Origin of the sequence: Streptomyces sp. NPDC090045 (assembly GCF_044747975.1) — a bacterium.
GTDB lineage: Bacteria > Actinomycetota > Actinomycetes > Streptomycetales > Streptomycetaceae > Streptomyces.
Map to the genome: position 1 here is coordinate 575992 of NZ_JBIVFA010000002.1, position 22996 is coordinate 598987.

28 protein-coding genes are annotated in these 22996 nt (G+C 69.9%); 21 read left to right on the forward strand and 7 right to left on the reverse strand.

Annotated features, from left to right (window positions below; translation table 11 throughout):
- The 11 genes from ACIPYQ_RS07675 to ACIPYQ_RS07725 all read left to right on the forward strand — a co-directional run bounded on the left by ACIPYQ_RS07675 (position 1) and on the right by ACIPYQ_RS07725 (position 8183).
- Positions 1–1272, forward strand: coding sequence for a CpaE family protein (locus tag ACIPYQ_RS07675; RefSeq protein WP_401247186.1), 1272 nt, complete (start codon positions 1–3; stop codon positions 1270–1272).
- Positions 1273–1275: 3 nt separating this feature from the next.
- The gene (locus ACIPYQ_RS07680; protein ID WP_362233239.1) at positions 1276–1647 is read left to right on the forward strand and encodes a TadE family protein; all 372 of its coding nucleotides are present in this window, start codon (positions 1276–1278) and stop codon (positions 1645–1647) included.
- A 1-nt stretch (position 1648) separates the two neighbouring features.
- Entirely contained in the window at positions 1649–2020 is a 372-nt protein-coding gene (locus tag ACIPYQ_RS07685; protein WP_401247189.1) for a TadE/TadG family type IV pilus assembly protein, read from the forward strand.
- On the forward strand, positions 2017–3378 hold the full coding sequence (locus tag ACIPYQ_RS07690) for a CpaF family protein (RefSeq protein ID WP_361767173.1): 1362 nt from the start codon (positions 2017–2019) through the stop codon (positions 3376–3378). The genes ACIPYQ_RS07685 and ACIPYQ_RS07690 overlap by 4 nt, the downstream gene beginning before the upstream one ends.
- Complete coding sequence (locus tag ACIPYQ_RS07695) at positions 3375–4313, forward strand: type II secretion system F family protein (RefSeq protein WP_401247192.1); 939 nt, start codon at positions 3375–3377, stop codon at positions 4311–4313. Before ACIPYQ_RS07690 ends, ACIPYQ_RS07695 begins: the two co-directional genes overlap by 4 nt.
- 15 nt (positions 4314–4328) lie before the next feature.
- Positions 4329–5222: a DUF5936 domain-containing protein gene (locus tag ACIPYQ_RS07700; RefSeq protein ID WP_361767167.1), complete on the forward strand. Its 894-nt coding sequence runs from the start codon at positions 4329–4331 to the stop codon at positions 5220–5222.
- A gap of 3 nt (positions 5223–5225) precedes the next feature.
- On the forward strand, positions 5226–5912 hold the full coding sequence (locus tag ACIPYQ_RS07705) for a response regulator (RefSeq protein ID WP_401247195.1): 687 nt from the start codon (positions 5226–5228) through the stop codon (positions 5910–5912).
- Between the two features lie 110 nt (positions 5913–6022).
- The gene (locus tag ACIPYQ_RS07710) at positions 6023–6268 is read left to right on the forward strand and encodes a hypothetical protein (RefSeq protein ID WP_401247198.1); all 246 of its coding nucleotides are present in this window, start codon (positions 6023–6025) and stop codon (positions 6266–6268) included.
- The gene (locus ACIPYQ_RS07715; RefSeq protein WP_401247200.1) at positions 6268–6918 is read left to right on the forward strand and encodes a pilus assembly protein TadG-related protein; all 651 of its coding nucleotides are present in this window, start codon (positions 6268–6270) and stop codon (positions 6916–6918) included. Before ACIPYQ_RS07710 ends, ACIPYQ_RS07715 begins: the two co-directional genes overlap by 1 nt.
- Before the next feature lie 31 nt (positions 6919–6949).
- Positions 6950–7543 (forward strand): hypothetical protein, encoded by a 594-nt coding sequence (locus ACIPYQ_RS07720; RefSeq protein ID WP_401247203.1) that lies wholly within the window; start codon positions 6950–6952, stop codon positions 7541–7543.
- Between the two features lie 4 nt (positions 7544–7547).
- A complete protein-coding gene (locus tag ACIPYQ_RS07725; protein WP_401247206.1) occupies positions 7548–8183 on the forward strand; it encodes an OmpA family protein in 636 nt (211 codons plus the stop codon).
- A gap of 192 nt (positions 8184–8375) precedes the next feature.
- Here the strand turns inward: ACIPYQ_RS07725 and ACIPYQ_RS07730 are convergent, their stop codons facing one another.
- Positions 8376–8849 (reverse strand): carboxymuconolactone decarboxylase family protein, encoded by a 474-nt coding sequence (locus ACIPYQ_RS07730; RefSeq protein WP_401247208.1) that lies wholly within the window; start codon positions 8847–8849, stop codon positions 8376–8378.
- A gap of 96 nt (positions 8850–8945) precedes the next feature.
- Positions 8946–9464 carry a TetR/AcrR family transcriptional regulator gene (locus ACIPYQ_RS07735; protein ID WP_401247211.1) on the reverse strand — a complete coding sequence of 173 codons (519 nt, stop codon included), beginning with the start codon at positions 9462–9464 and terminating at the stop codon, positions 8946–8948.
- Positions 9465–9576: 112 nt separating this feature from the next.
- On the opposite strand from ACIPYQ_RS07735, the gene ACIPYQ_RS07740 reads away from it, so the two are divergent.
- The 5 genes from ACIPYQ_RS07740 to ACIPYQ_RS07760 all read left to right on the forward strand — a co-directional run bounded on the left by ACIPYQ_RS07740 (position 9577) and on the right by ACIPYQ_RS07760 (position 13807).
- Entirely contained in the window at positions 9577–9987 is a 411-nt protein-coding gene (locus ACIPYQ_RS07740; protein ID WP_401247213.1) for a DUF1348 family protein, read from the forward strand.
- A gap of 218 nt (positions 9988–10205) precedes the next feature.
- The gene (locus ACIPYQ_RS07745) at positions 10206–10631 is read left to right on the forward strand and encodes a hypothetical protein (protein ID WP_401247216.1); all 426 of its coding nucleotides are present in this window, start codon (positions 10206–10208) and stop codon (positions 10629–10631) included.
- Positions 10628–12526, forward strand: coding sequence for an alpha/beta hydrolase (locus ACIPYQ_RS07750; protein ID WP_401247219.1), 1899 nt, complete (start codon positions 10628–10630; stop codon positions 12524–12526). Before ACIPYQ_RS07745 ends, ACIPYQ_RS07750 begins: the two co-directional genes overlap by 4 nt.
- A gap of 35 nt (positions 12527–12561) precedes the next feature.
- Complete coding sequence (locus ACIPYQ_RS07755; protein ID WP_401247222.1) at positions 12562–13155, forward strand: hypothetical protein; 594 nt, start codon at positions 12562–12564, stop codon at positions 13153–13155.
- 22 nt (positions 13156–13177) lie between these two features.
- A complete protein-coding gene (locus tag ACIPYQ_RS07760; RefSeq protein ID WP_401247224.1) occupies positions 13178–13807 on the forward strand; it encodes a hypothetical protein in 630 nt (209 codons plus the stop codon).
- Between the two features lie 48 nt (positions 13808–13855).
- On the opposite strand, the gene ACIPYQ_RS07765 is transcribed toward ACIPYQ_RS07760, so the two are convergent.
- On the reverse strand, positions 13856–14434 hold the full coding sequence (locus ACIPYQ_RS07765) for a helix-turn-helix domain-containing protein (RefSeq protein WP_319731664.1): 579 nt from the start codon (positions 14432–14434) through the stop codon (positions 13856–13858).
- 143 nt (positions 14435–14577) lie between these two features.
- Between ACIPYQ_RS07765 and ACIPYQ_RS07770 the strand changes: the two genes are divergently transcribed.
- On the forward strand, positions 14578–16182 hold the full coding sequence (locus tag ACIPYQ_RS07770) for an MDR family MFS transporter (protein WP_401247228.1): 1605 nt from the start codon (positions 14578–14580) through the stop codon (positions 16180–16182).
- 434 nt (positions 16183–16616) lie between these two features.
- On the opposite strand, the gene ACIPYQ_RS07775 is transcribed toward ACIPYQ_RS07770, so the two are convergent.
- On the reverse strand, positions 16617–16931 hold the full coding sequence (locus ACIPYQ_RS07775) for a hypothetical protein (protein ID WP_401247230.1): 315 nt from the start codon (positions 16929–16931) through the stop codon (positions 16617–16619).
- A gap of 172 nt (positions 16932–17103) precedes the next feature.
- Between ACIPYQ_RS07775 and ACIPYQ_RS07780 the strand changes: the two genes are divergently transcribed.
- From ACIPYQ_RS07780 to ACIPYQ_RS07790, 3 genes are all read left to right on the forward strand, one after another.
- Complete coding sequence (locus tag ACIPYQ_RS07780) at positions 17104–17907, forward strand: polysaccharide deacetylase family protein (protein ID WP_401247233.1); 804 nt, start codon at positions 17104–17106, stop codon at positions 17905–17907.
- 97 nt (positions 17908–18004) lie between these two features.
- On the forward strand, positions 18005–18331 hold the full coding sequence (locus ACIPYQ_RS07785) for a nuclear transport factor 2 family protein (RefSeq protein WP_319731155.1): 327 nt from the start codon (positions 18005–18007) through the stop codon (positions 18329–18331).
- A gap of 73 nt (positions 18332–18404) precedes the next feature.
- Positions 18405–19028: a hypothetical protein gene (locus tag ACIPYQ_RS07790; RefSeq protein WP_401247236.1), complete on the forward strand. Its 624-nt coding sequence runs from the start codon at positions 18405–18407 to the stop codon at positions 19026–19028.
- Positions 19029–19170: 142 nt separating this feature from the next.
- Here the strand turns inward: ACIPYQ_RS07790 and ACIPYQ_RS07795 are convergent, their stop codons facing one another.
- From ACIPYQ_RS07795 to ACIPYQ_RS07805, 3 genes are all read right to left on the reverse strand, one after another.
- Positions 19171–20454, reverse strand: coding sequence for an extracellular solute-binding protein (locus ACIPYQ_RS07795; protein WP_401247239.1), 1284 nt, complete (start codon positions 20452–20454; stop codon positions 19171–19173).
- A gap of 294 nt (positions 20455–20748) precedes the next feature.
- Positions 20749–21366, reverse strand: coding sequence for an SMI1/KNR4 family protein (locus ACIPYQ_RS07800; RefSeq protein WP_401247242.1), 618 nt, complete (start codon positions 21364–21366; stop codon positions 20749–20751).
- 59 nt (positions 21367–21425) lie between these two features.
- Positions 21426–21800, reverse strand: coding sequence for a DUF192 domain-containing protein (locus ACIPYQ_RS07805; protein WP_401247245.1), 375 nt, complete (start codon positions 21798–21800; stop codon positions 21426–21428).
- 366 nt (positions 21801–22166) lie between these two features.
- Here ACIPYQ_RS07805 and ACIPYQ_RS07810 point away from each other — a divergent pair, with 366 nt between their 5' ends.
- The gene (locus tag ACIPYQ_RS07810; protein ID WP_401247247.1) at positions 22167–22901 is read left to right on the forward strand and encodes a prepilin peptidase; all 735 of its coding nucleotides are present in this window, start codon (positions 22167–22169) and stop codon (positions 22899–22901) included.
- The last annotated feature ends 95 nt before the right edge of the window (positions 22902–22996 follow it).

The window sequence follows — 22996 nt, forward strand, 5'->3', positions numbered from 1 at the left end:
ATGACCACCCGAATCCTCCCCGCGGTCGGCGACCCGGACGCCGCGCGCGCCATCTCCACCCTCCTCAGCCAGCTCCCGTCCGCGGAGCCGGCCGCGCCGGTCCCCGACTCCACCTCGCTGCTGGACACCCTCGCCCGGATGGCCGTCGACTCCATCGACGAACTGCCCGAGGTCGTCCTCGTCCACGAGCGCATCGGCCCGGTGCCCGCACTGGAACTGATCCGCGAAGTCGCCCTGCGCTTCCCCGCGGTGGGCGTCGTCCTCATCTCCTCCGACGCCGGACCGGCGCTCTTCTCCGCCGCGATGGACTCGGGCGCGCGCGGCCTGATCGGCCTCCCGCTCTCCTACGAGGAACTCGCCGCCCGCGTCCAGGCCGCCGCCCAGTGGTCCGTGGGCGTACGCCGCCACCTGGGCAAGGGCGCCGCCGCCGACGTCTTCACGGGACCGGGCGGCCGCGTGGTCACGGTCACCGGAGCCAAGGGCGGCGTGGGCACCACCTTCACCGCCGTGCAGTTCGCACTCGCCGCGGCCGCCTCCGGACGGCGTACCGCACTGGTCGACATGGACCTCCAGGCGGGCGACGTGGGCTCGTACCTCGACGTGCAGTTCCGCCGCTCCATCGCCGACCTCGCCGGGATCCAGGACATCTCGCCGCGTGTCCTCCAGGACGCGGTCTACGACGACCGCACGGGTCTGGCGCTGCTGCTGGCCCCGGCCGACGGGGAGCGGGGCGAGGAGGTAGACGACCGGGCCGCCCGGCACATCGTCGGAGCCCTGCGCAGCCGCTACGAACTCGTCGTCGTCGACTGCGGCACGCAGGTGACCGGCGCGAACGCCGCCGCCGTGGAAATGGCGGACGTGGCGGTGCTGGTCACCACCCCGGACGTGGTCGCGGTACGGGCGGCGAAGCGCATGGTCCGGATGTGGGAACGCCTCCAGGTGCGCAAGGCCGAGGACACGGCGATGGTCGTCAACCGCTGGAGCAAGCACACGGAGATCCAGCCCGCCCTGATCGAGAAGATCACCAAGACCCGCGCCACCCGCACCCCGGTCCCGGCCGCCTTCAAGGAACTCCAGGCGGTGGTGGACGCGGGCCGGGTCCAGGACCTCGACAACCGCTCGACGGTGAAGCAGGCCCTGTGGACGCTGGCGGGCGAACTCGGCCTCCTCCAGGCCCCGGACACCGCCACCGCCCCCACCACCCCGGGCGCGACGGTCGCGGTCCGCGCGGCCGGCCCGGTCTCCCGCCTGCGCCGCGGCCGGGAGGGCTGACGAATGCCCGCCCGCAGACCGGGACGCGGAGACCGGGGCCAGGTGGCGATCGAGTTCGTCGGCATGGTCCCGCTGATCCTGCTGCTCGTGGCGGCGGTGTGGGAGTGCGTACTGATCGGCTACGCGTTCTCCCTGGCGGGCAACGCGGCGGACGAGGGGGCGCGGGCGGGGGCGGTGAGCGGGGAATCCAGCCTTTGCGAGGCGGCAGCGAAGGAGCACATCGGGGACGCGTGGAAGCCCCGGGTGAAGTGTGAGAAGTCCGGGGACATCTACCGGGCGAGAGTCACCCTGGGGGTCCCGGTCTTCTTCCCGGGCCTCGACTTCGGCGAGATCGACGGCACCGGCGGCGCGGCGTTGGAGAAGGAGGCGAAGTGACATGAGAAGGCGACGCATCCGTTCCGACCGGGGGCAAGTGGCCTTGGAGTACATCGGCTTCGTGCCCATCCTGCTGTTCGTCGCGCTGTGCGGAATCCAGCTGGGCTGGGTCGCGTACGTCCACGAGCAGGCGGACACGGCGGCCCGTACGGCGGCGCGCGTGGAGGCCCGGTACCCGGGACGGGGGGAGGCCGCGGGCTACGCCGCCATACGCGAAGGGCTCCCGGCGACCGTCAGTGTGCCCCCGGGGGGCGACGCGGTGACCGCGACCGTGACCATCCGGATCAACTCGATCATCCCCGGGCTGTCACTCGAACCGGCCAGGGCCACGGCGATCATGCCCAACGACGACCCGAAGGTGACCGGACCATGAGCCTGCGTTCCCGGGTCAACACCCCCGACGACCGCCACAGCCCCCGCGAGGACGGCCGGCTGGTCTCCTCCTACCGCGCCAAGCTGCTGGAGGAGATCGACCTCGCCGAGATGTCCGCCCTCGCGCCCGCCGAGCGCCGGGCGCGCCTGGAACGCGTACTCGGCCACATCATCAGCCGCGAAGGTCCCGTACTCTCCACCGTCGAGCGCGCGCAGCTGATCCGCCGGGTCGTCGACGAGGCCCTCGGGCTCGGTGTGCTCGAACCGCTCCTCGAAGACGCCTCGATCTCCGAGATCATGGTCAACGGCCCCGACCAGATCTTCGTCGAGCGCGCCGGCCGCGTAGAGCAGCTCCCGCTCCGTTTCGCCTCGCACGAGCAGCTGATGCAGACCATCGAGCGCATCGTCTCCACCGTCAACCGCCGTGTGGACGAGGCCAATCCGATGGTCGACGCCCGCCTGCCCAGCGGCGAACGCGTCAACGTCATCATCCCGCCGCTCTCCCTGACCGGCGCGACCCTCACGATCCGCCGCTTCCCGCGGGCCTTCACCCTGCACGAGATGATCGCGCTCGGCTCGCTCGACGAGCAGATGCTGCTCCTGCTGTCCGGCCTCGTCGCGGCGAAGATGAACGTGATCGTCTCCGGCGCCACCGGTACCGGCAAGACCACCCTCCTCAACGCGCTCTCCGGCCTGATCCCGGAGGGCGAGCGCATCATCACCATCGAGGACTCGGCCGAACTCCAGCTCCAGCAGGCGCACGTGATCCGCCTCGAATCCCGCCCGGCGAACGTGGAGGGCAAGGGCCAGATCACCATCCGCGACCTCGTACGCAACTCCCTGCGCATGCGCCCCGACCGCATCATCGTCGGCGAGGTCCGCGGCGGCGAGACCCTCGACATGCTCCAGGCGATGTCGACGGGCCACGACGGCTCCCTCGCCACCGTGCACGCCAACAGCTCCTCGGACGCGCTCATGCGCCTGCAGACCCTCGCCTCCATGTCGGAGGTGGAGATCCCCTTCGAGGCCCTTCAGGACCAGATCAACAGCGCCGTCAACGTCATCGTCCAGCTGACCCGCTTCGGCGACGGCTCACGCCGCATCACGGAGATCTCCATCCTGGAGTCCCACGGCCGCGAACCCTTCCGGATCACGACGGTCTGCCGCTTCGCCGCCCAGCCGATGGGGGCGGACGGACGCGTGCACGGCTACTTCGAGTACTACCCGCTGCCGCGCCGGATCGCCGAGCGCCTCTACATGAACAACCAGCCCATCCCGCAGGCCTTCGGGGTCGCCCTGCCCGACGACCCCCTGACCGCCCCGCTCGCCACCCCGCACATTCCCCGGACCGCCCTGTGAACCCACTGATCCTCCTCACCCTCGGCGCCACGCTCCTCGCGTGCGTGCTCGTCGTCGCGGGCCTCCAGGCGTACGTCGCCGGGCGCGCCCAGCGCGCCGCACTGATCGAGCGCCTCTCGTCGAGCGGGATGCCGGAGCCCCTCGGGCGGCGGCGCCGCTTCCGGGGCGTCGACCGGCGGCTGCGCAAGACCAGGCTGGGCCGGCGCATCGAGGTGAAGCTGGCGACCACCGGCCTGGACCTCACCCCGGGCGAGTTCTTCGTCTACATGCTGGGTTCGATCGCGGGCGTCTGGCTCGTCGCGTCCTCCCTCCTCGCGCCGTTCTTCGGCCCGGTGGCGGGCGTGATCGGCATCTGGGCGGCGAACGCCTTCCTGAACTGGCAGCGGGCGCGGCGCACCGAGCGGTTCATCAACCAGCTCCCCGACCTGGCCCGCATCCTCGCCAACGCCACCCAGGCCGGGCTGGCCCTCCGTACGGCCATCGGCATCGCGGCCGAGGAGCTGGAGGCACCGGCGGGCGAGGAACTCTCGCGCGTCGCCGACCGCCTGGCCGTGGGCCACTCCATCGAGGAGTCCCTGGGCGAACTCACCGAACGCCTCCCCTCACGGGAACTGGTCGTCCTCGTCTCCACGCTCGTCCTGTCGGCCCGCGCGGGCGGCGCCATCGTGGACAGCCTGCGCAACCTGACGGTGACGCTGGAGCAGCGCAAGGAGACCCGTCGCGAGATCCGTACCCAGCTGTCCCAGGTGACGGTGACGGCGTACCTCGTCCCGTCGATCGGACTCGGCTCGCTGCTGCTGGTCGACATGATGATGCCGGGCGCGCTGGACCGGATGACGGGCGCGTTCCTCGGCCAGACGGCCGTCCTCATCGCCCTCGGTCTCTTCGCCCTGGGCTTCCTGCTCATCCGCCGCCTGTCGAAGATCGACGTCTGAGGGGGCGACAGGACGATGACCGGACTTCTTCTCGCACTCGCCGTGGCCCTTTCCGTCCTCGGCGCCTTCCACGGCATCCGCCTCTACCGCGCGGACGTGAAACTGCCGACGGACCTCGCGCTGGCCCTGGAGGTCGGAGCCACCCGCACGACGGCCGTCGGCTCCCTCGTCGACCGCATGGGCATCCGCTGGGCACCGCTCGTACTGAGCGCCATGGGCCCGGCCCGCGTCGCCCGCAAGCGCCGCCAGATCGACATGGCGGGCAACCCGGCCGGCCTGACGATCGACCGCTACGCGGCGCGGCGCGCGGTGTACGGGGCCCTGGGCGCCCTCGGCGCCTTCTCGATGCTCATCAACGGCCAGCTGGTCGCCGCCCTGCTCATGGTCGCCTTCGGGCTCTTCTGGATCGAGGCCGGCCTGTGGTCGGCCATCAGGGTCCGCCGCGACCACATCGAGCGGACCCTGCCCGACTTCCTCGACGTGCTCGCCGTGGTGGTGAGCGCGGGGCTGGGCTTCCGGCAGGCGCTGGCCCGGGTGGCGGACAAGTACGAGGGCCCGTGGGCGGACGAGATCCGCATCACGCTCCAGCAGATGGACATGGGCGTCAGCCGCCGCCAGGCCTTCGACGAACTGCGCCGCCGCAACGACAGCGAACAGGTCGCGCAGTTCGTGACGGCCCTCCAGCAGGGCGAGGAACTCGGCTCCCCGATCGTCGACACCCTGATCGCGATCGCCGAGGACATGCGCCGTACGGATGCCCAGAACGCCCGCCGCCGCGCGGCCCGGGCCGTCCCGAAGGCGACGTTCGCGGTGACCATGTTCATGCTCCCGGGCACGCTGATCCTCCTCGTCTGCGGCTTCGTCTACGGCGCGAACGTCGACTTCGGCGCGCTGTTCGGGGGTGGCTGAGCCATGGCACGGCTGAGCGTGCTCATCGCCGACGGCAACCCGGTCATCAGGGCGGGTCTGGCGGCCATCCTGTGCGCGGCCGAGGACCTCGACGTGACGGCCCAGGCGGAGGACGGCCGCGAGGCACTGAGCCTGACCCGCCGGCACGCCCCGGACGTGATCCTGCTGGACGTCCGGATGCCGGGCGTGGACGGCATCTCGGCCCTCCCCCACCTCGTACAGCTCGCGCCCGTACTGATGCTGACGTACAGCAGGGAAGCCGAAATCATCTGCGAGGCCCTGTCGTTGGGCGCCGGGGGCTACCTCGTGCACGGCGAGTTCACGACGGACGAGCTGCTGAGGGCGGTACGGGACGCCCCACTGGGCCGCCCCCACTTCACCCCGACGGCCGCGAGCGCCCTGCTGGCGGAACTCCGGGCCTCTTCGCATCCGCAACGAGCTGTGGCACAGTCTTCTGAGCGGATGCACAACTCTGTTGTCTTCGGGCTGAGTTCCCGGGAGGTGGAGATCATGGATCTGATCGCTTCCGGGATGAGCAATCAGCAGATCGCGGCCGCCTGCTTCATCAGCGAGAAGACGGTCAAGAACCACATCAACCGCATCTTCGCGAAGCTCCAGAGCGCCACGCGCAGCGAGGCGATAGCCCGCTGGCTGGGAACCGCCCGTCCAGGAGTGACCGGTCATGGGTAGACAGAGTGCGCAGTGGGTCCGTAATTGGGTCCCGGGACCCTTGGTGACGACTGGTGACTCGCCGTACCGTCCGCAGATCGACACCGGTACCGGCCCGGGAGGGAACCCCCATGTCACAGAACACGCTGCTGAAGGCCGCCGTGGAGGCACGGATCAGGGTGAACGGCTGGGCGTCCACGGCCACCACCAGGCTCCGCAAGCGCCACGCAAACCTCGACCGCGGCCAGACCGCGTTCGAATACCTGGGCATCATCCTGGTGGTCATCGTGATCGTTGGAGCGATCGTCGGTTCCGGAGTCGGATCGGAGATCACGAAGCGGATCAAGCAGGCGGTGACGGACATCAAAGCCGGCTAGTGGATGCCAGGGGGAAGCCTGGGCGTGACGGGGGGCAGGCGTTTCCCATCTATGTGGTGGTAGTGGCGGGCTTGCTCTTCGCCGCACTCGCCTTCTTCGTCATCGGGCAGGCGTCGGTCACGCGAAGCAATGCCCAGGGGGCCGCGGACGCTGCGGCCTTGGCTGCTGGGCGTGAGGCCAGGGACACGGTGCTGCTCGGTCTCGACCTCGCCGCATTGAAGCCTGCGGACTGGCAGAAGATCGTCGATGGGGACCTCTTCAAAGCTGGCGAAGCCTGCATGGCGGCCGAAGACTTCGCGGCGAAGAACGACGCTGAGGCGACGCGGTGTGATGCCTCCCTCCTCCCGAAACTGACCGTCACGGTGAAGACGAACGGAACAGTGGGAGAGTCGGTGATTCCGGAGACCGGCAGCATGCACGGCACTGCAACGGCCACGGCTTTGATCGAGCCGAAGTGCCGACTCGGCGCCGTTGCCACCCCGGCTCCTTCCCCGACCTCGACGGCTGGGGGTGAGTCGCCTGCTCCTACGCCTACTCCGCAAACGGTGAACCTCACCTGCAAGGGGGAGCCGGTCGAACTGGATCCGTTGAAGCCGGGCTCGCTCAGTGCATTGACCAAAAAACTGTTCAGCGTGCGACTCGTCGGCTGACAGGGAACGAGAGACAAGGAAGCGTTCATAGATGAGCATTCGGCGCATGGTGAAGGTCCGTGGGGGAATGGCCGTTGTAAGTGCGGCGGTCATGGCCCTCACGCTGGCCGGGTGTGGTGGCGATGGCGACAGCAACAAGCCGAAGGACCCGCAGAAGTCCTCGACGCCGCAGTCTCAGGGTTCGGGCACTCAGAACCCGGCACCGAGTGCTAGCCAGGGCTCGGAGCCGACCGAGGTCATCGCCACGCTGAACGGACAGGAGGGCATGACCCTGCTGATCAACTCCGCACGTCGCGATCCCGGCGGCTTCCTCACCGTGTCCGGACAGATCAAGAACACGGGTAGCCAGTCGTACAAGGACACCGTTGCCTGGCGTGGGATCGAACTCAAGGGAACCGGAGAATCGGTCGCCGGTGCGACGCTGGTCGACAAGGTCGGCAAGAAGCGCTACTACGTGCTTCGAGACACGGAGTCCAGGTGCTTGTGCACAACTGGGGTCTCCAGCGTCGATGCCGGCCAGGTGATCCCCTTCTTTGCCCAGTTCCCGGCACCGCCGGCTTCTACCACCGAGGTGGAATTCAGCCTCCCGACCTTCGCCACGGCCGCTGTCAAAATCTCTGGGTGACCCCATGACTACACGTCATCAAGTAGCTGCAACTGTCATAGTCTCTGCACTCGTTATCGCTGGAGCGCATCTCGTCGGAGCCACTGCGGCTTATGCCGATGACGTGAAGCCCTCCGTGCCACCTGGCACCGAGCCATCCGCCTCTGCGCCCGTGGCGATCGACTCCAACTCGCCCGGGCTGAAGATCCCGCAGGGCGGCACGCTCGCCCCCGTCAAGGTGCTGGACATCGCCGAGGTCGTCGAAGACCTCGGCGGAGAGCAGCGGCGGCAGGAGACGAATCAGACCGTCATGATGGCGCTGCAGTCCGAGGTGCTGTTCCCGGAGAACAGCGCCGTCTTCAACGCGCAGGCCGCCGCCCGCATCCAGGCCATCGCCGCCGAAATCAACACCCAGAAGGCCACCCGCGTAAGGGTCTTCGGCTTCACCGACGACCAAGGCAGCTACGAGCACGGCAAGGAGCTGTCCAAGCAGCGTGCCGACGCCGTGCAGGCCGAGCTGGCCAAGACCGTCACCAACCCCGGCGTCGTCTTCGACGTCCGCGGTTACAGCGAGGACTACCCGATCGCCGACAACGGCACCGAGGAAGGCCGCAAGAAGAACCGCCGCGTCGAGATCACCTTCCCCCGCAGCGCGGGCTAGACGGCCGGCCCACGGTCGGCCGGGAGGCGGCCTGCCGTGCCCGCACGCCGGCGAAGGGCCCGCAGCACGCGCGTGCCGCCGCACGGGCCTCCCACTGCAGGGGCCTGTCGTGAGTACCCGTACCCAGGACGTGCACCGAGCGGTGCGCGCGGTCCGGCCCCTCCCCTGTCGGGGCCGGACGCGTGGGCGCGATCAGCCGAACTGGCCCGGCTGGTAGTCGCCCGCCGGCTGCTGGACGATCACGTTCATCCGGTTGTACGCGTTGATCAGTGCGATGAGGCTGACCAGCGCTGCCAGCTGGTCCTCGTCGTAGTGCTTCGCGGCGTCGGCCCATGCCTCGTCCGTGACGCCGCCGGCCGCGTCGGCGATGCGGGTGCCCTGCTCGGTCAGTTCCAGGGCCGCCCGCTCGGCGTCGGTGAACACCTTCGCCTCGCGCCAGGCCGCGACCAGGTTCAGCCGCACCGGGTCCTCCCCGGCGTGCGAGGCGTCCTTGAAGTGCATGTCGGTGCAGAATCCGCAGCCGTTGATCTGGCTGGCCCGGAGCTTCACCAGCTCCTGCGTGGCGTGCGGCAGGGTCGAGTCCGAGATGACCTTGCCCGCGGAGTTGATGTACCGGGCGAACTTGGTCGCGACCGCGTTGCCGTAGAAGTTGAGACGCGCTTCCATCGTGATCTCTCCTTGCCGTGTCGACCGTTACACAGCTCTGACGGAAAACGCGGCCCGGATGTGACAGTCCGACGGACCGTTCGATTGTGACCTGCGTCACTCCTTCAGGAGGAGCTCGGCGATCTCCCGGGCCCGGTGGGCCGGCTCCGGGCCGGGGGTGAGGGCGGCCACCGCCGTCGCCCCCTCGGTCAGGATCAGGAGCCGGTCGGCGAGGGCGGGGTCGGCGGTCAGGTCGGCCAGCAGGGCGTGGAGTTCCGCCTTGTGGATGCGGACGATCTCCGGGGCCGCCGCGCCCAGTTCCCCGTACGCGTTGAGGAACGCGCAGCCGCGGAAGTCGGGCTCCGAGAACCACTGCGCCAGCCAGTCGAAGACGGCGAGGGCCGGGTCCGGGGCGCCCGTCACCGCCTTGCGGAGGTCGGCCATCCAGCGCCGGTCGCGGCGTTCCAGATAGGCCGTGACCAGGGCTTCCTTGGCCGGGAAGGTCCGGTAGAGGCGCTTGAGGGGGACCCCGGAGGCAGCGCGGATGCGGTCCATGCCGACGGCCTGGATGCCGTGCCGGTAGAACAGCTCCTCCGCCGCGTCGAGCAGTCGGGTCCGTGCCTCTTCGTCGTCCATGAGGGCAGGGTAGCCCGTTTCCCCTTGCGGTGAGAACGTTCGTTCTCGTACCGTGGCGACGAAGAGAACGATCGTTCTCGTGCCTGCCCTTCTCTCCTCCGGAGGATCTGTCGTGACGCGTCCGCCCCTGCCGCCCTTCACCGAAGAGTCCGCCCGCGCCAAGGTCCAGGCCGCCGAGGACGCCTGGAACAGCCGGGATCCCGAGCGCGTCGCCCTCGCGTACACGGAGGACTCGGTCTGGCGCAACCGCGACCGCTTCCTCACCGGCCGCGCCGAGATCCGCGAGTTCCTCGCCGCGAAGTGGGAGCGCGAGCTCGACTACCGCCTCCGCAAGGAGCTTTGGGCCTTCACCGGCAACCGCATCTCGGTCCGCTTCGAGTACGAGTGGCACGACGGCGCCGGCCAGTGGTTCCGCAGCCACGGCAACGAGCAGTGGGAGTTCGACGACGACGGCCTGATGAGGCGGCGCGAGGCGAGCATCAACGACGTGCCGATCAGTGCCGAGGACCGCCGCCTGCCCTGATCCGCCCGCACCCCGGCGCCGGGCCCGGTGGGTGCTCCGACTCAGGCGCCGGGCCTGGATCTGAGTACGTCCGCCCCTTGCCCGCCCCGGCCCCGGCTGCTACATCACCGCAGGTCAATGCCCGCATCGCCGCCATCTGAACTTGCGTTCGAGAGGTGAGTGTTGGTTGTGTACGAGGCGTAGGCGCGGGGAGCGCCTCGGAGGATCGGGCACAGCACATGAGTACACAGGCGGTTCTGCCGGCGCGCTGGCAGGAGTTGTTCGGCGATCCGGCGGCGATGCGGCTCGCTTCGGCGGACGCCCCCGGCGGTGGCGGTGGCGGCGGCGAGGACCTGGCCCACTCCGGCGGGCCCTGGTCCAAGGCCGCGGCCGCGGCCGGCGAGTTGCGCATCACCACCGCGGAGGGCCTGGGCAAGATGGCCGCCGCCCACGAGGGCATCGAGGCCGGTACGGCGGGACTCTCCGCCACCGCCGCGCTGGCCGCCGTCCGCGCCTCCTGGGAGAAGCGGGTGGCCGCCGTACGCGACGAGTGCGGGTCGGTCCGGTCCGCCCTGCTGAACGTCGCGCGGGAGATCGGCGAGATCGACGAGAACAACGGGGTCAGGTTCTCGTACCTCGTCACGCATCAGGATGCGTCGAAGTGACCCTGACCTGGCAGCAGTTGCGTGATCTGAAGACCCAGGAGTTCACCGAGGCGGCAGCGGCGTGGGCCGATGTCAGCGCCCGGGCGGACGCGGGGCGCGACCGGATCAGCGTAGGGATGATCAAGTCGCTGGAGGACCAGAAGGGCGTGTCGGCGGCAGCGGCGCGCGACCGGCTGAGTCGGGTCGACCGGAACTTCGACTTCATCCACACCGAATGCGGCCTCGTCCGCACCACGCTCAACTCCCTGGCCCACGAGCTCGCCGAGGAGCAGGTGCGCCTCAGGGCGGCACTGGAGGACGCGTCGGCCCGCGGCTTCACCGTGCATCCGGACGGATCGGTGCAGTACCCGCCCGGGGGCGAGAACTTCCTGACCAAGGAACCCGCGCCGGGCGGCTCCGTACGGGGCGTCGACAAGCCGCTGTACCTCCAGGGCGCGGACACCCACCCGCTGGGCAAGGCGCCGTTCCCCACCAACGCGAACCCCAACCAAGGCCTCGCCCAGGAGATCGCCACCCGCATCCTGGACGTGGTGAAAGCGGCCCAGGACGTGGACGCCCGCTTCACCCAGGCGCTGAACCGCCTCAAGGCCCCGGAAGGGCTCGACGTCACGGAGGCCACCTGGGCCGACGCGGCGGGCGACGCGGCGGTCGTCCGGAAGGAGGCGGGGGACTACCTGCGCGACACCATCCCGGCGGACAGCTCCCCGGCGGACCGCCGCAGCTGGTGGCAGGGCCTGAGCGAAGACCAGCGGGCCGAGCTCCTGGCCACCTATCCCGATGTGATCGGCAACCTGGACGGCGTCCCGTCCGAGGTCCGGGACGAGGCGAACCGGGACAACCTGCAGCTGCTGATCGGCAAGCTGTCGGAGCAGAGCGACGAGAAGTCCCAGACCCAGCTGGCGGGCATGCGCTCGATCGACGACCAGCTGCGGAACCCGGGGCCCAAGGACCCCCCGATGTACCTGCTGGGCATCGGCGACCAGGGCGGAGGCCGGGCCATCGTGGCCTACGGCAACCCCGACACGTCGCGGAACGTATCTGCGTACATACCCGGGCTGGGCACGGCGCTGGATGCGGAGTTCGCGCGCAACGACCTCACCCGCGCCCGCGACACCGCCGCGGGCGCCCGGGAGAAAGACAAAAGCTCCGCGTCGATCGTCTGGCTCGGCTACGACGCGCCGCAGCTGCCCGCCGAGAACTGGTACGACAACGCGGACGTCATGTCCGAGGAGCACGCCGAGAAGGGCGCGCCCGCGTACAACCAGTTCATGGCCGGGATCAGCGCCACCAATCAGAACCCCGATCCCCACATCACTGCCATCGGTCACTCGTACGGGTCGCTGACCGTGGGCCAGGCGGCGCTGCAGAGCGGCGGGATCCCGGGTGTCGATGACATCGTCCTGGTGGGGAGCCCCGGCACAGGAGCTCAGCACGCCGACCAGCTGGGTGTGGGCAAGGAGCACGTGTACGTGGGGGCTTCCGACCACGACCCGGTGTCCATGGCCCCGAGCAAGGTGGAGTCAGGGGCGATGCTGGGTGGTGCAGGAGCGGGCGCCATCGCCGGCGGAGTGGTGGGGTCGGCCCTCGGTCCCCTCGGTACCGTGGGCGGGGCCATCGTCGGAGGCGTCGTAGGCGGTGCCCACGGCTTCCTCGTGGCCGACGCGGTCACCGATGACAGCCAGATCTACTTCGGCAGGGATCCGGCACACCAGGACTTCGGCGCCAACCGTTTCCTGGTCGACGACGGCCCGCTCCCCGTCGTCCAGGGCAGCGGCCCGATGGACGCCCATTCCAATTACTTCAACCCGAATAGGGATTCTGTGTCCGCCGAGAACATCGCGCTGATCGTCTCGGGCAATGCCGACGAGATCAAGACCGAGGACCACCGACGATGAGGCCGATCCAACGACACACGCCGACGATGCGAGCCTTGCGCGCGGCAGTCTCACTGCTCGCGCTCACCGTCCTCGCCGCCGGCTGTGGGTTTGGCGGTAACGGACAGTCCGACAGGAAGAGCACCATGAACTTGCAGCAGGGCGCCGAGCGCGCCGACGCCATCCTTCAGGAGACTCTGGCCGCCGTGCAGCCGGAACTGAAGTGGAACCACGGCCCGGGCAGCGACGCCGGCTGCACCAAGGGAGTGGCGGGCGCGGCCACCGGTACCGGGTCTGCGAAGCGGCTCATCAGCATCTTGACCATCGTCTCCGAGCAGCGCCGCGGCGCCCTGCTGGGAGTGATCGAGCGTGACTGGAAGAGCCGCGGCTACACGATCACGAATGTCAATGAGAGCCAGAAATTCCCGGCCATCTACGCCAGCACCCCGGACGGCTACATCCTCACGGTGAAGGTCGGCGGTGAGGGTCAGTTCTTCCTTAACGCGGCCACCCCCTGCCTGACCGACTCCGGCGTTCAGCAACCCACCAGCAAGCCGAACACCCCCGACCGAAAGGGTGAGTACCCCGTGCGCCCGGACGTGCAGGACGAGTTCTGGTCCGCGACCACGCCCGTCCCGTCGGGCAGCTGACGGCTACCGAGGAGCATCGATGATGCCGAGCCCACGACACACCCCGACGACGCGAACCCTGCGTGCGGCTGCCTCCCTGCTCGCGCTCTCCGGGCTCGCCACCGGCTGTGGGTTCGGCGGTATCGGACAGGCCGACAAGAAGCCCACCCTGCAGATTCAGCAGGGTGCCGAGCGCGCCGACGCCATCCTTCAGGAGACTCTGGCCGCTGTGCAGCCTGAACTGAAGTGGAACCACGGCCCGTACGGCGACGCCGGCTGCACCAAGGGAATCGCGGGTGCGGCCACCGGCACCGCGTCCACCGACCGGTCCATCAGCATCTTGACCATCGTCTCCGAGCAGCGCCGCGGCGCCCTCCTGGGAGTGATCGAACGCGACTGGAAGGACCGCGGATACAAGATCACCAGCAGGAACACGAGCTCGACGGTCCCCGCCATTTACGCCAGAACACCCGACGATTACACCCTCACGGTGAAGGTAGGCGGTGAGGGGCAGTTCTTCCTGAAGGCCGCCACGCCGTGCCTGGACGACACCGGCGTACAGGGGCCCGCCATCAAACCGAACACCCCGGACCGAAAGGGCGAGTACCCCGTGCGCCCGGACGTGCAGGACGAGTTCTGGTCCGCCACGACCCCGCCGGCGGCGGGCGGCTGAGACCGCCGCCCGCCGGAACCGGTCCGTCTGTGGCGACCCGGTGGGCCGTTACGCCTCGTGGTGGGCCTGGGTGATGAGGTCCGTGGCGACCGCCAGGGCCGCCAGGCGGGTCTCCTCCGGGTCGCCCTCCACGTGCTGCAGGAACATCATTCCGGCGTGCAGGGTGAACAGCGCGCTGACGCAGCGGACCTGGTCCTCCAGCGGGCCGTCCTGCGTGCGGAGGAGTTCCACCAGGGCGAAGAGCCGCTTCTTGACCGTCTCGCCGATGCTCAGCTCGCGCGTGGTCGCCTGGTTCTCCTGCATGAACCGGTACAGCGCCGCGCCCGCCGCCATCGCCTCGCTGTAGCGCCGCAGCACCTCGCGCTTGGTCTCCAGGGTGCGCGGCTGCCCCTCCGCCCACGTGATCAGCTCGTCGATGGGCCGCGTCAGGTCCTCGAAGAGGCTGATGATGATGTCTTCCTTGGTCTTGAAGTGGTAGTACAGCGCCGCCTTCGTGACCTCCAGTCGCTCCGCGATCTCGCGCAGCGACGTCTTCTCGTACCCCTGCTCGACGAAGAGCTCCAGTGCGACGTCCTGGATGCGCTGACGCGTGTCGCCACGGCGGCGCTGCGGACTGCTGCTGGACATGACTCTCCCCAATTACTTACTTGACGCCCGGCTAGTTACGGGTCTACCGTCCCCAGTGTAGTGAACTAGCCGGGCGGCAAGTAAGTGCCGGTGCGGGACGAAGACCAGTGCTCAGTATGAGAAGTAGTGCCAGGGGAGTGGACATGGTGGACACAGTCAAGCCTGCGGGGACCTCGGAGGAGGTGAAGCCGCGCAGCGTACGGGTCGTCCTCATGGCACTCATGATCGCGATGCTGCTCGCGATGCTCGACAACATGATCATCGGCACCGCGATGCCCACGATCGTCGGCGAGCTGGGCGGGCTGGAGCACCTCTCGTGGGTGGTCACCGCGTACACGCTGGCCACCGCCGCCTCCACTCCCATCTGGGGCAAGATCGGCGACATGTACGGGCGGAAGGGTTCCTTCCTCACCTCGATCGTCATCTTCCTGATCGGCTCCGCGCTCAGCGGCATGGCCCAGGACATGGGCCAGCTGATCGGCTTCCGCGCGATCCAGGGCCTCGGCGCCGGCGGTCTGATGGTCGGCGTCATGGCGATCATCGGCGACCTGATCCCGCCCCGTGAGCGCGGCAAGTACCAGGGCATGATGGCCGGCGTGATGGCCCTCGCCATGATCGGCGGCCCGCTCGTCGGCGGCACCATCACCGACCACATGGGCTGGCGCTGGTCCTTCTACATCAACCTGCCGCTCGGCGCCGTGGCGCTCGCCATGGTGACGGCGGTGCTGCACCTGCCCAAGAAGACGGAGCCGGGGGTCCGCCCGAAGATCGACTACCTCGGCGCGGCGCTGCTGACCCTCGCCATCACCTCCACCGTGCTCGTCACGACGTGGGGCGGCACCGAGTACGCCTGGGGCTCCGGCCAGATCATCGGCCTGATCATCGTCGGCGTGCTGTCGACCGCCGCCTTCCTCTACGCCGAGACCAAGGCCGAAGAGCCGGTCATGCCGCTGCACATCTTCCGCAGCCGCAACTTCACCCTCATGTCCGTGATCGGCTTCCTGGTCGGCTTCGCGATGTTCGGCGGCGTGCTGTACCTGCCGCTGTTCCAGCAGTCGGTGCAGGGTGCCTCCGCCACCAACTCGGGCCTGCTCCTGCTGCCGATGCTGCTCTCGATGATGGTCGTCTCGCTGATCGCGGGCCGGGTCACCACCAACAGCGGCAAGTACAAGATCTTCCCGATCGTCGGTGGCGCGCTGATGGTCGTCGGGCTGTTCCTGCTCGCGACGATGGACACCGACACCACCCGGCTCATGTCGGGCGTGTACATGGCCGTCCTCGGTGCCGGGCTCGGCTTCCTGATGCAGATCACCATGCTGGTCGCGCAGAACAGCGTCGAGATGAAGGACATGGGCGTCGCCTCGTCCTCGGCGACCCTGTTCCGTACGCTCGGCGGATCCTTCGGCGTCGCGCTGATGGGCTCCCTCTTCACCAGCCGGGTCACGGACACCATGTCCGAGCGGCTGGGGCCGGAGGCGGCCGGGGCCGCGGGGTCCGCGCAGCTGGACGCGGCGAGCCTGGCGAAGCTGCCGGAGGTCGTGCGGGACGCCTATCAGCACGCGGTGGCCGCGGGTACGCACTCGGCGTTCCTGCTCGGCGCGGGGATCGCCGTACTGGGGTTCGCGGCGGCCTGGTTCGTGAAGGAGGTCCCGCTCCGCGGGGCGGGGCCGGCGCCGGCGGCCGACGACGCGCCCAAGGGTGACGGGGCCGCCGCCGCTCCCGCGGCGCAGGAGTCCGTCGCCCGCTGAACGAAGCCCACAGGCGGTACCACCGGAAGGGTCGGTGGTGCCGCCTGTTGGTGCGTCCGGGCCCGGTGGCCGGGTGGCCTGGCCGGGGCCGGTGGCCTTGCCGGCCGGGGTGCGATGTGGAGGCTGACGGATCGGTGCGGCCTGGGCCGGGCCGGTTGGCTGCGCCGCTCGGGCCGGGCCGGGCCGGGGCGGGCCGGCTGCGCCGGTGCGGGTGGGGTCGGGTGTGTTCCGGGGCGTCTCCTCGGGCGTCGAACGTGTCGGGGGGTCGGAGGGCCGGGGCACCTTGTGTTCGACGCCCTGCGGGGAGCGCCCCTGCATACACCCGTCCCCTGCCGGAGCCTCCCTGGGGGTGGGGGGCCGGGCCGTGTTGCGTTCGGCCTCCTGCGGGGAGTGCCCCTGCACGCACCCGGCCCCGGCTGGGGCGTCGGCGTGCGTTATCTGGGGTCTTCGGTGTTCCAGGGGTGGTCGAAGAGGGCGGGGTGGAGGTGCCACGTGGTGAGGGTGGTGGTGAGGTCCTGTTCGTTTGTTGCGGTGGCGGACTTGATGAGGGTCGCGCCGATGTCGTAGTCGAAGCCCTCGATGCGCTCGCCGTCGTATTCCCAGTGGGTCAGGCGGTAGCTGGAGTTCGCGGGGGTGATGTCCACGAAGGCGCGGCGGTCCGGGCGGGAGGCCGGGACTTCCGTGACCAGCCTCCTGCCGAGGCGGAGTGCGGTCAGTTTGGCCACCGGCCACTTCGGTCCGTCGTTCATGGAGAGTCATTGTGGCCGGGTCCGGCGGGAGTTGGGATTCGGGGCTAAAGTCCCATCAGTCACTTTGGTGTCATTACATGGAATTTAAGGCCCAATTGGCTGGAACTCCTCGGCGGTGACGGACGTCCTGATCCACGGAACGCTCACACAGCGGATGGGGAGTGGACACTTCATGAGGTTCTTGACGGGAGAGAGCAAGCGGGGCATTCGGGCCGGTGTCGTCGTCGTGGCTTCGGCCACCGCCGTCGCGGCGACCGTGTGGGGGGTGGCGACCCTGGTGGAGCCGGGCAAGGCCGCCACGCAGCAGAACGTGTCCCGGCCGGCGGAGTCCGGTGGGGCCGGCGGGGCGCAGCCGCAGGCGATACCCGAGGGCATAGCCCACGCGTCGGAGGCCGGTGGGAACGCCGTCAACATCACCATCGACGACGGCCCCGACCCCCGATGGACCCCGAAGGTGCTGGAGGTCCTCCAGCGGCACGACGTCAAGGCGACCTTCTGCATGGTCGGGCCGCAGGCCAAGGCCCACCCCGACCTCGTCAAGAAGGTGGTCGCGGCCGGACACCGGCTCTGCGACCACACCATGGACCACGACACCGCCATGGACAAGAAGCCCGTCGCCTACCAGGAGCAGCAGATCCTGGACGCGAAGAAGCTGATCGAGGAAGCCGCGGGCAGCGGCGCGAAGGTGGAGTACTACCGGGCCCCCGGCGGCGCGTTCACCCCGGACAGCCGGCGCATCGCCGCCGCGCACGGCATGCGGCCGCTCGGCTGGAACGTCGACACGAAGGACTTCGGGAAGCCCGGCACGGCCGCCATCGTCGACGCCGTGAAGCGCGAGATCGGCAACGGTCCGACGGTGCTCTTCCACGACGGCGGCGGCAACCGCGCGCAGACCGTCGACGCCCTCGACCAGGTGCTGGACTGGCTGGAGGAGCAGGGCCGGCCGACCGGTTTCCCGGTCCGCACCGCCCCCTGACACGCCGTCCGCCCGGCGAACGGGTGAGGGTCGGCCGCACGGACCCACCCGCGTTGTTCCCTGGTCGGACGCACGTACGCACCCTCAGGAGGCTCCTGTGGCCATCGCCCCCGGCAAACTGTCCGACCCCGCGGTCGGCGCCCTCGTCGCCGCCGTCAACGCACACGACAAGGACGCCTTCCTCGCGCTCCTGACCCCCGACGCGACCATGTCCGACGACGGTTCCGACCGCGACCTCCACGAGTGGATCGACCGGGAGATCTTCGACTCCGGCGGCCACATGGACGTCCAGTCCGAGTCCGACGGCGGCCGCTCCCTCCTCGTCAGCTACCGCAACGACACCTGGGGCGAGATGCGCACCGCCTGGCGCTTCACGGTCACCCAGGGCGGCATGATCAGCCGTTTCGAGACCGGCCAGGCCTGAGGTCCGGCTCCCGTACGGGTGAAAGGGGGCCCGGCGTCGTTCCGGCCCGGCGCAGGGCCCCGTTGGGCCGGGCATGAAGCGCACCCGCATCGCCGCTCTCGCCCTCGCCACCGCCGCGGCGGCCCTAGCCCCCGTCCTCGGCCAGCCGGCCACCGCCGCGGAGACGCCGTACCTGCAAGACCCGGCGGGCGGCGAGAAGGACATGAAGTCGATGTGGACCAAGGACGAGATGCACAAGGTGGAGGGGCAGTTCCGCTTCTATCCCGGGGTCCAGTACAAGACGGTCACCCGCCCCGGCCCCTCGGGCGCACCGGATTACGAGCGCCAGGCGGCCGACCCCAAGACGCTGGCGTGGCTGCCCTCCTACGAGTTCGCCTGGTCGGTGTCGGACTCGAAGGTGCTGAAGAAGGCGCTGACGGTCAAGGAGGGCGCGCACCCGATCGTGGTGCGCGCCGTGCTGCGGACGGCCAAGGGAGCCGAAGTGGCGCAGGTGCGCAGGGAACTGACGGGGAAGCCGGCGACCGGGCGGGAGAAGGTCGAGGGAGCCAAGCGCATCGCGTGCGACACCGGTGAGTACGCGGTGGAGTGGTCGGTCACGCGCTCGGGCTACGGGACGCTCACGGGCACCCTGCGCTGGAACTCCAGCTGCGAGCAGTACCGGACGGCGTTCGCTCCGCACCACGGACCGCAGCGCTGACGGATGGGGTCCGGCCGCCCCGCGCACCTTGTGGGTGCTCGGCGGGCGACTGGGCCGCGGCCTTGGATCAAGTGCCGTAGTGGCCATGGTGCCGCACGGGGTGCTCTGCGGCAGGAGTCGAAGGTCCCGTGTCGGGGATCTTTCAGTGCTTCTTGGCGGCCTGGTTCGCCTGGGCGGCGATGTCCTCGAGGACGGCCTTCGGGTCGCCGGTCGGTTCGACGGCACGGCCGATGTTGCGCTTGATGGTGTCGCTGACGGTCAGCCAGGACGGATCGTTGACCGGATAGAGCTGGGCGCCGCGCAGCGCGTCCAGGAACTGCTGGTCGTTCTTGTCCAGACCGCCGCCGGCCGGAGTGCGCGATGCGGTGATCGTGGACGGCAGCAGGTGGTACCGGTTGGCGAATTCCGACAGGTTCTTGTCCTGGTAGATGAAGTCCAGGAACTTGGCGATCTCCGCGCGCTTCCCGTTCTGCTTGAAGGCCATCATCCAGTCGGCCACGCCGACGGCCGGCGGGTTCTCCCCGACGCCGAGGTCGTCCGAGACGGGCATGGCGATGGTGCCGACGCCGATGCCCTTGGCGCGCGCCTCGTGGGCGAGCGACGGGTAGCCGTTGAGCATGCCGACGTCGCCGTTCAGGAAGGCGGCGAAGGCGTCGGCGCGGTTGAGCTTGGAGGGCGGGGTCGGGCCGGTCAGGCCGGGGGCGACCAGCTGCGTCTTCACCCAGTTCCACGTCTTGATGTTCTGGTCGGAGGCCAGGGCGTAGTTGCCGGCGCTGTCGGCGTAGCCGCCGCCGTTGCTCAGCTCCCAGATCATCGCCTCGGCGTGGGCCTCTTCCGGGCCGAGGGGCAGGGCGTACGGGTACGCCACGCCCTTGTCCTTGAGCGCCTTCGCGGCGGTCTTGAGGTCGGACCAGGTCTTCGGTTCCTTGGCGCCGGCCTTGGCGAAGAGCGCCTGGTTGTAGAAGAGGAGGCGGCTGCTCGCCACGAAGGGCAGGCCGTAGAGGGTGTTGCCGATGGAGCCGGCGTCGGCGAGCGGCTGGAGGAAATTCGCCTCGGCGGTGACCGAGAGGAGTTCGTTCGCGGGATAGAGCTGGCCTTGGGCCGCGAAGTCGGAGTAAGAGCCCATGAGCGCGACATCCGGCGCCTTGCCGGCCTTGACCATACGGGAGACTTCGCGGTCGATGTCGGCCCACGGCAGGAGCTTGACGTCCACCTTGATTCCGGGGTTGGCCGCGGTGAAAGCCTCCGCCATCTTGTCCCAGTAGGGCTTGGAACTGGTGGCCGGGCTGTCGCCGTATTCGGCGGCGACCAGGTGCAAAGTACCGCCGTCACCTGCGCTGTCTCCGGAGCCACCACATCCGGCCAGAGGTATCAACAGGCCGAGCACGACCGTGGTGGCGGTCGTGCCGAAGATTCTTCGTCGCACGGGTGTATTCCCCTGATTTTCTTTTGAAGCTCGTTGTTACTTATGAGTTGCTCCGGGCTGAGGTGTATCTGGATGTGCCCGTTGGCCGGAATTCTCTCCCGACGAAGGGGTGGTTGATTGCATTGGGGGCGCAGTTGTGGTCAATGCTCCAAGTGCGGCTTTTCCGGCTGGTGTTTTCCGATATGTGATCAACAAATCGGACGCGCGTAGACCTGCCGAAAAGCCCGTTTCCGGTCGCGGAAACGGGCTGCGGGTGGGTGGGGCTCCGAAACGCCGTGGGGCGCCCCGAGGGGTTCAGTCGGCGAACTCGCCGGCGTACGGGTCGGGCTCGCCCGTCTCCGGATTGCGGCCCTCCTGCCAGCGCCGCTGGGCCTTGCGCCAGTGCACGAAGCTGAGGTGGCCGCCGTCCCAGAAGGTGATGCTGACGGGGCTCACGTCGAACTCGTCGGAGCAGAGCCGGTACAGGAACTCGGCCATGCCGTACGGATACACCGCGAAGGAGTCGGCGGTGTGCCGCCCGCAGACCAGGACCGGCCACCGGTCCGGATCGGGGTCGGAAGTGAGCCAGCACAGGATGTCCGAGCCGCCGGTGACGCCCCAGGCGATGATCGCCTCCGGGTTCACGTCGAAGGCGGCGCGACCGCCCTCCGCCTCCCAGGACTGCCGGGCGTTCTCGGTCTCCTCGGCCATCTCGGCCGGATCCCACTGGAGCCCGGGCTTGGGTAGCGGCAGCAGGATGCTCGCCTCACCGTTGATGGAACCCGCGCCGAAACGGCCCATGAACGCGATGAAATCGGCCGGGAACCGGGTCCCCCAGGCGGCCTCGGCCGCCGGCCAGTCGATGTCCTCGTCGGCGCCGTGCGTCGCCGGCATGATCTGCTCCAGCGCCTTGATCCGCGCGTTCTCCGTCATGCCGCTCCCCTGATGCCCCAGCTCAACCGCCCCAACCTACTGCCGCGGAGGGGTGCCGCCTAGCCGCGCGTGAGACGCCCCGGTACGTCCACCTTGACGATGGTGCCGGCCCGCAGCCCCCAGCCGGCCATGGCGCCGGCCGCCGCCTCGAGGACGTGCCGGGCCCGGAGGCGGGGCAGGCCGAGGCGGCCGGGGAGCATGGTGACCACGGCGAGCACGCGGAGGTTCCGGTCGAGGTAGGCCACGTCGATCGCGAACCGCATCCGAAACGTGTGCACGCTGGCCGCCGGGGTCAGCAGCATGGCGCCGTCGATCCCGTCCCGTCCGAGCAGGCCGCGGGTTCTTGCGCCGTACGAGACGGCGACCTGCAGGGGGATCGCCGTCGGGTCCGCGCCGACCAGCAGGGTGCCGTTGCCGTCACGCCAGTTCGCCATGGCGGCCAGCCTAGGGTGCGGGTGCCGCTGCGCGGAGCCGTTCCCTGGGGCTCCGCCCCAGACCCCGCACCTCAAACGCCGGCGGGGCTTCAAGACCGGGGCTCCGCCCCGAACCCCGCGCCTCAAACGCCGGCGGGGCTTCAAGACCGGGGCTCCGCCCCAGACCCCGCGCCTCAAACGCCGGCGGGGCTTCAAGACCGGGGCTCCGACCCGAACCCCGCGCCTCAAACGCCGGCGGGGCTGGATATTCCAGCCCCGCCGGCGTTTGAGGCGATCTTTCAGCCTGTCCGGCGTTTGAGGACCGGGGTCTGGGGCGGAGCCCCAGGAGCTCCGCGCCGCGGGGGACGGCGGGGCTACCGTCGCCGGATGGGGGTCGTTCTGATCGTTCTTGCCGGTGGCTACGGCGCCACCGCCGGGTGGCTGCTGCCGCGGGCCGCGTACCGGTTCTCCGTCGAGCCGGGGGAGCCTTGGCGGGGCCGCTGCCCGCAGGGGCACCGGGTGCGCGGCTGGCTCGGGCAGGCCCGCTGCCAGGGCCCCGGGTCCACGGCGCCGCACGCCTACGGGAGGCCCGCCGGCCCCCTCGCCGCCCTCGCCGGGGCGCTCTGCGCCGTGCTCGCGGCGGCCGTCGGGCTGCGGCCCGAGGCGGTGGTCCTCGTGGGGCTCGCCCCGGTGGCCGTGCTGCTCGCGCTCGTGGACCGCGCCGTGCACCGGCTGCCCGACGCGCTGACCCTGCCGCTCGCCGCCGCGCTCGCCGCCGGCCTCGGTGCGGCCGCCCTCCTGCCCCGCGCCGGAGGCGACTGGCGGCTCGCGCTGTCCGGTGGCTGCGCGCTCGGAGCCGCGTACCTGTTGCTCCACCTGATCAACCCCGCCGGCATGGGCTTCGGCGACGTCAAGCTGGCGCTCCCGCTGGGGGTCGCTCTTGGGTGGTACGGGTGGGGGGTATGGGCGGCAGGGGCCTTCCTGGGCCTCCTCTACGGGGCCCTCTACGGCCTCACCCTGCTGTTGCGCGGCTCGGGGACCCGCGACCAGGGCTTCGCGTTCGGCCCCTTCATGACGGCCGGAGCACTCACCGGATTGCTGCTGGGCGGTTTCGGAGCGTAATCGTGGCGTGCCAATGCACGCAGCATGCTTTACGAAGGGTTATGGTGGAACCCCCCCCTCGGGCCGGTCCGTATCCCCCCCACGGACCGGCCCGT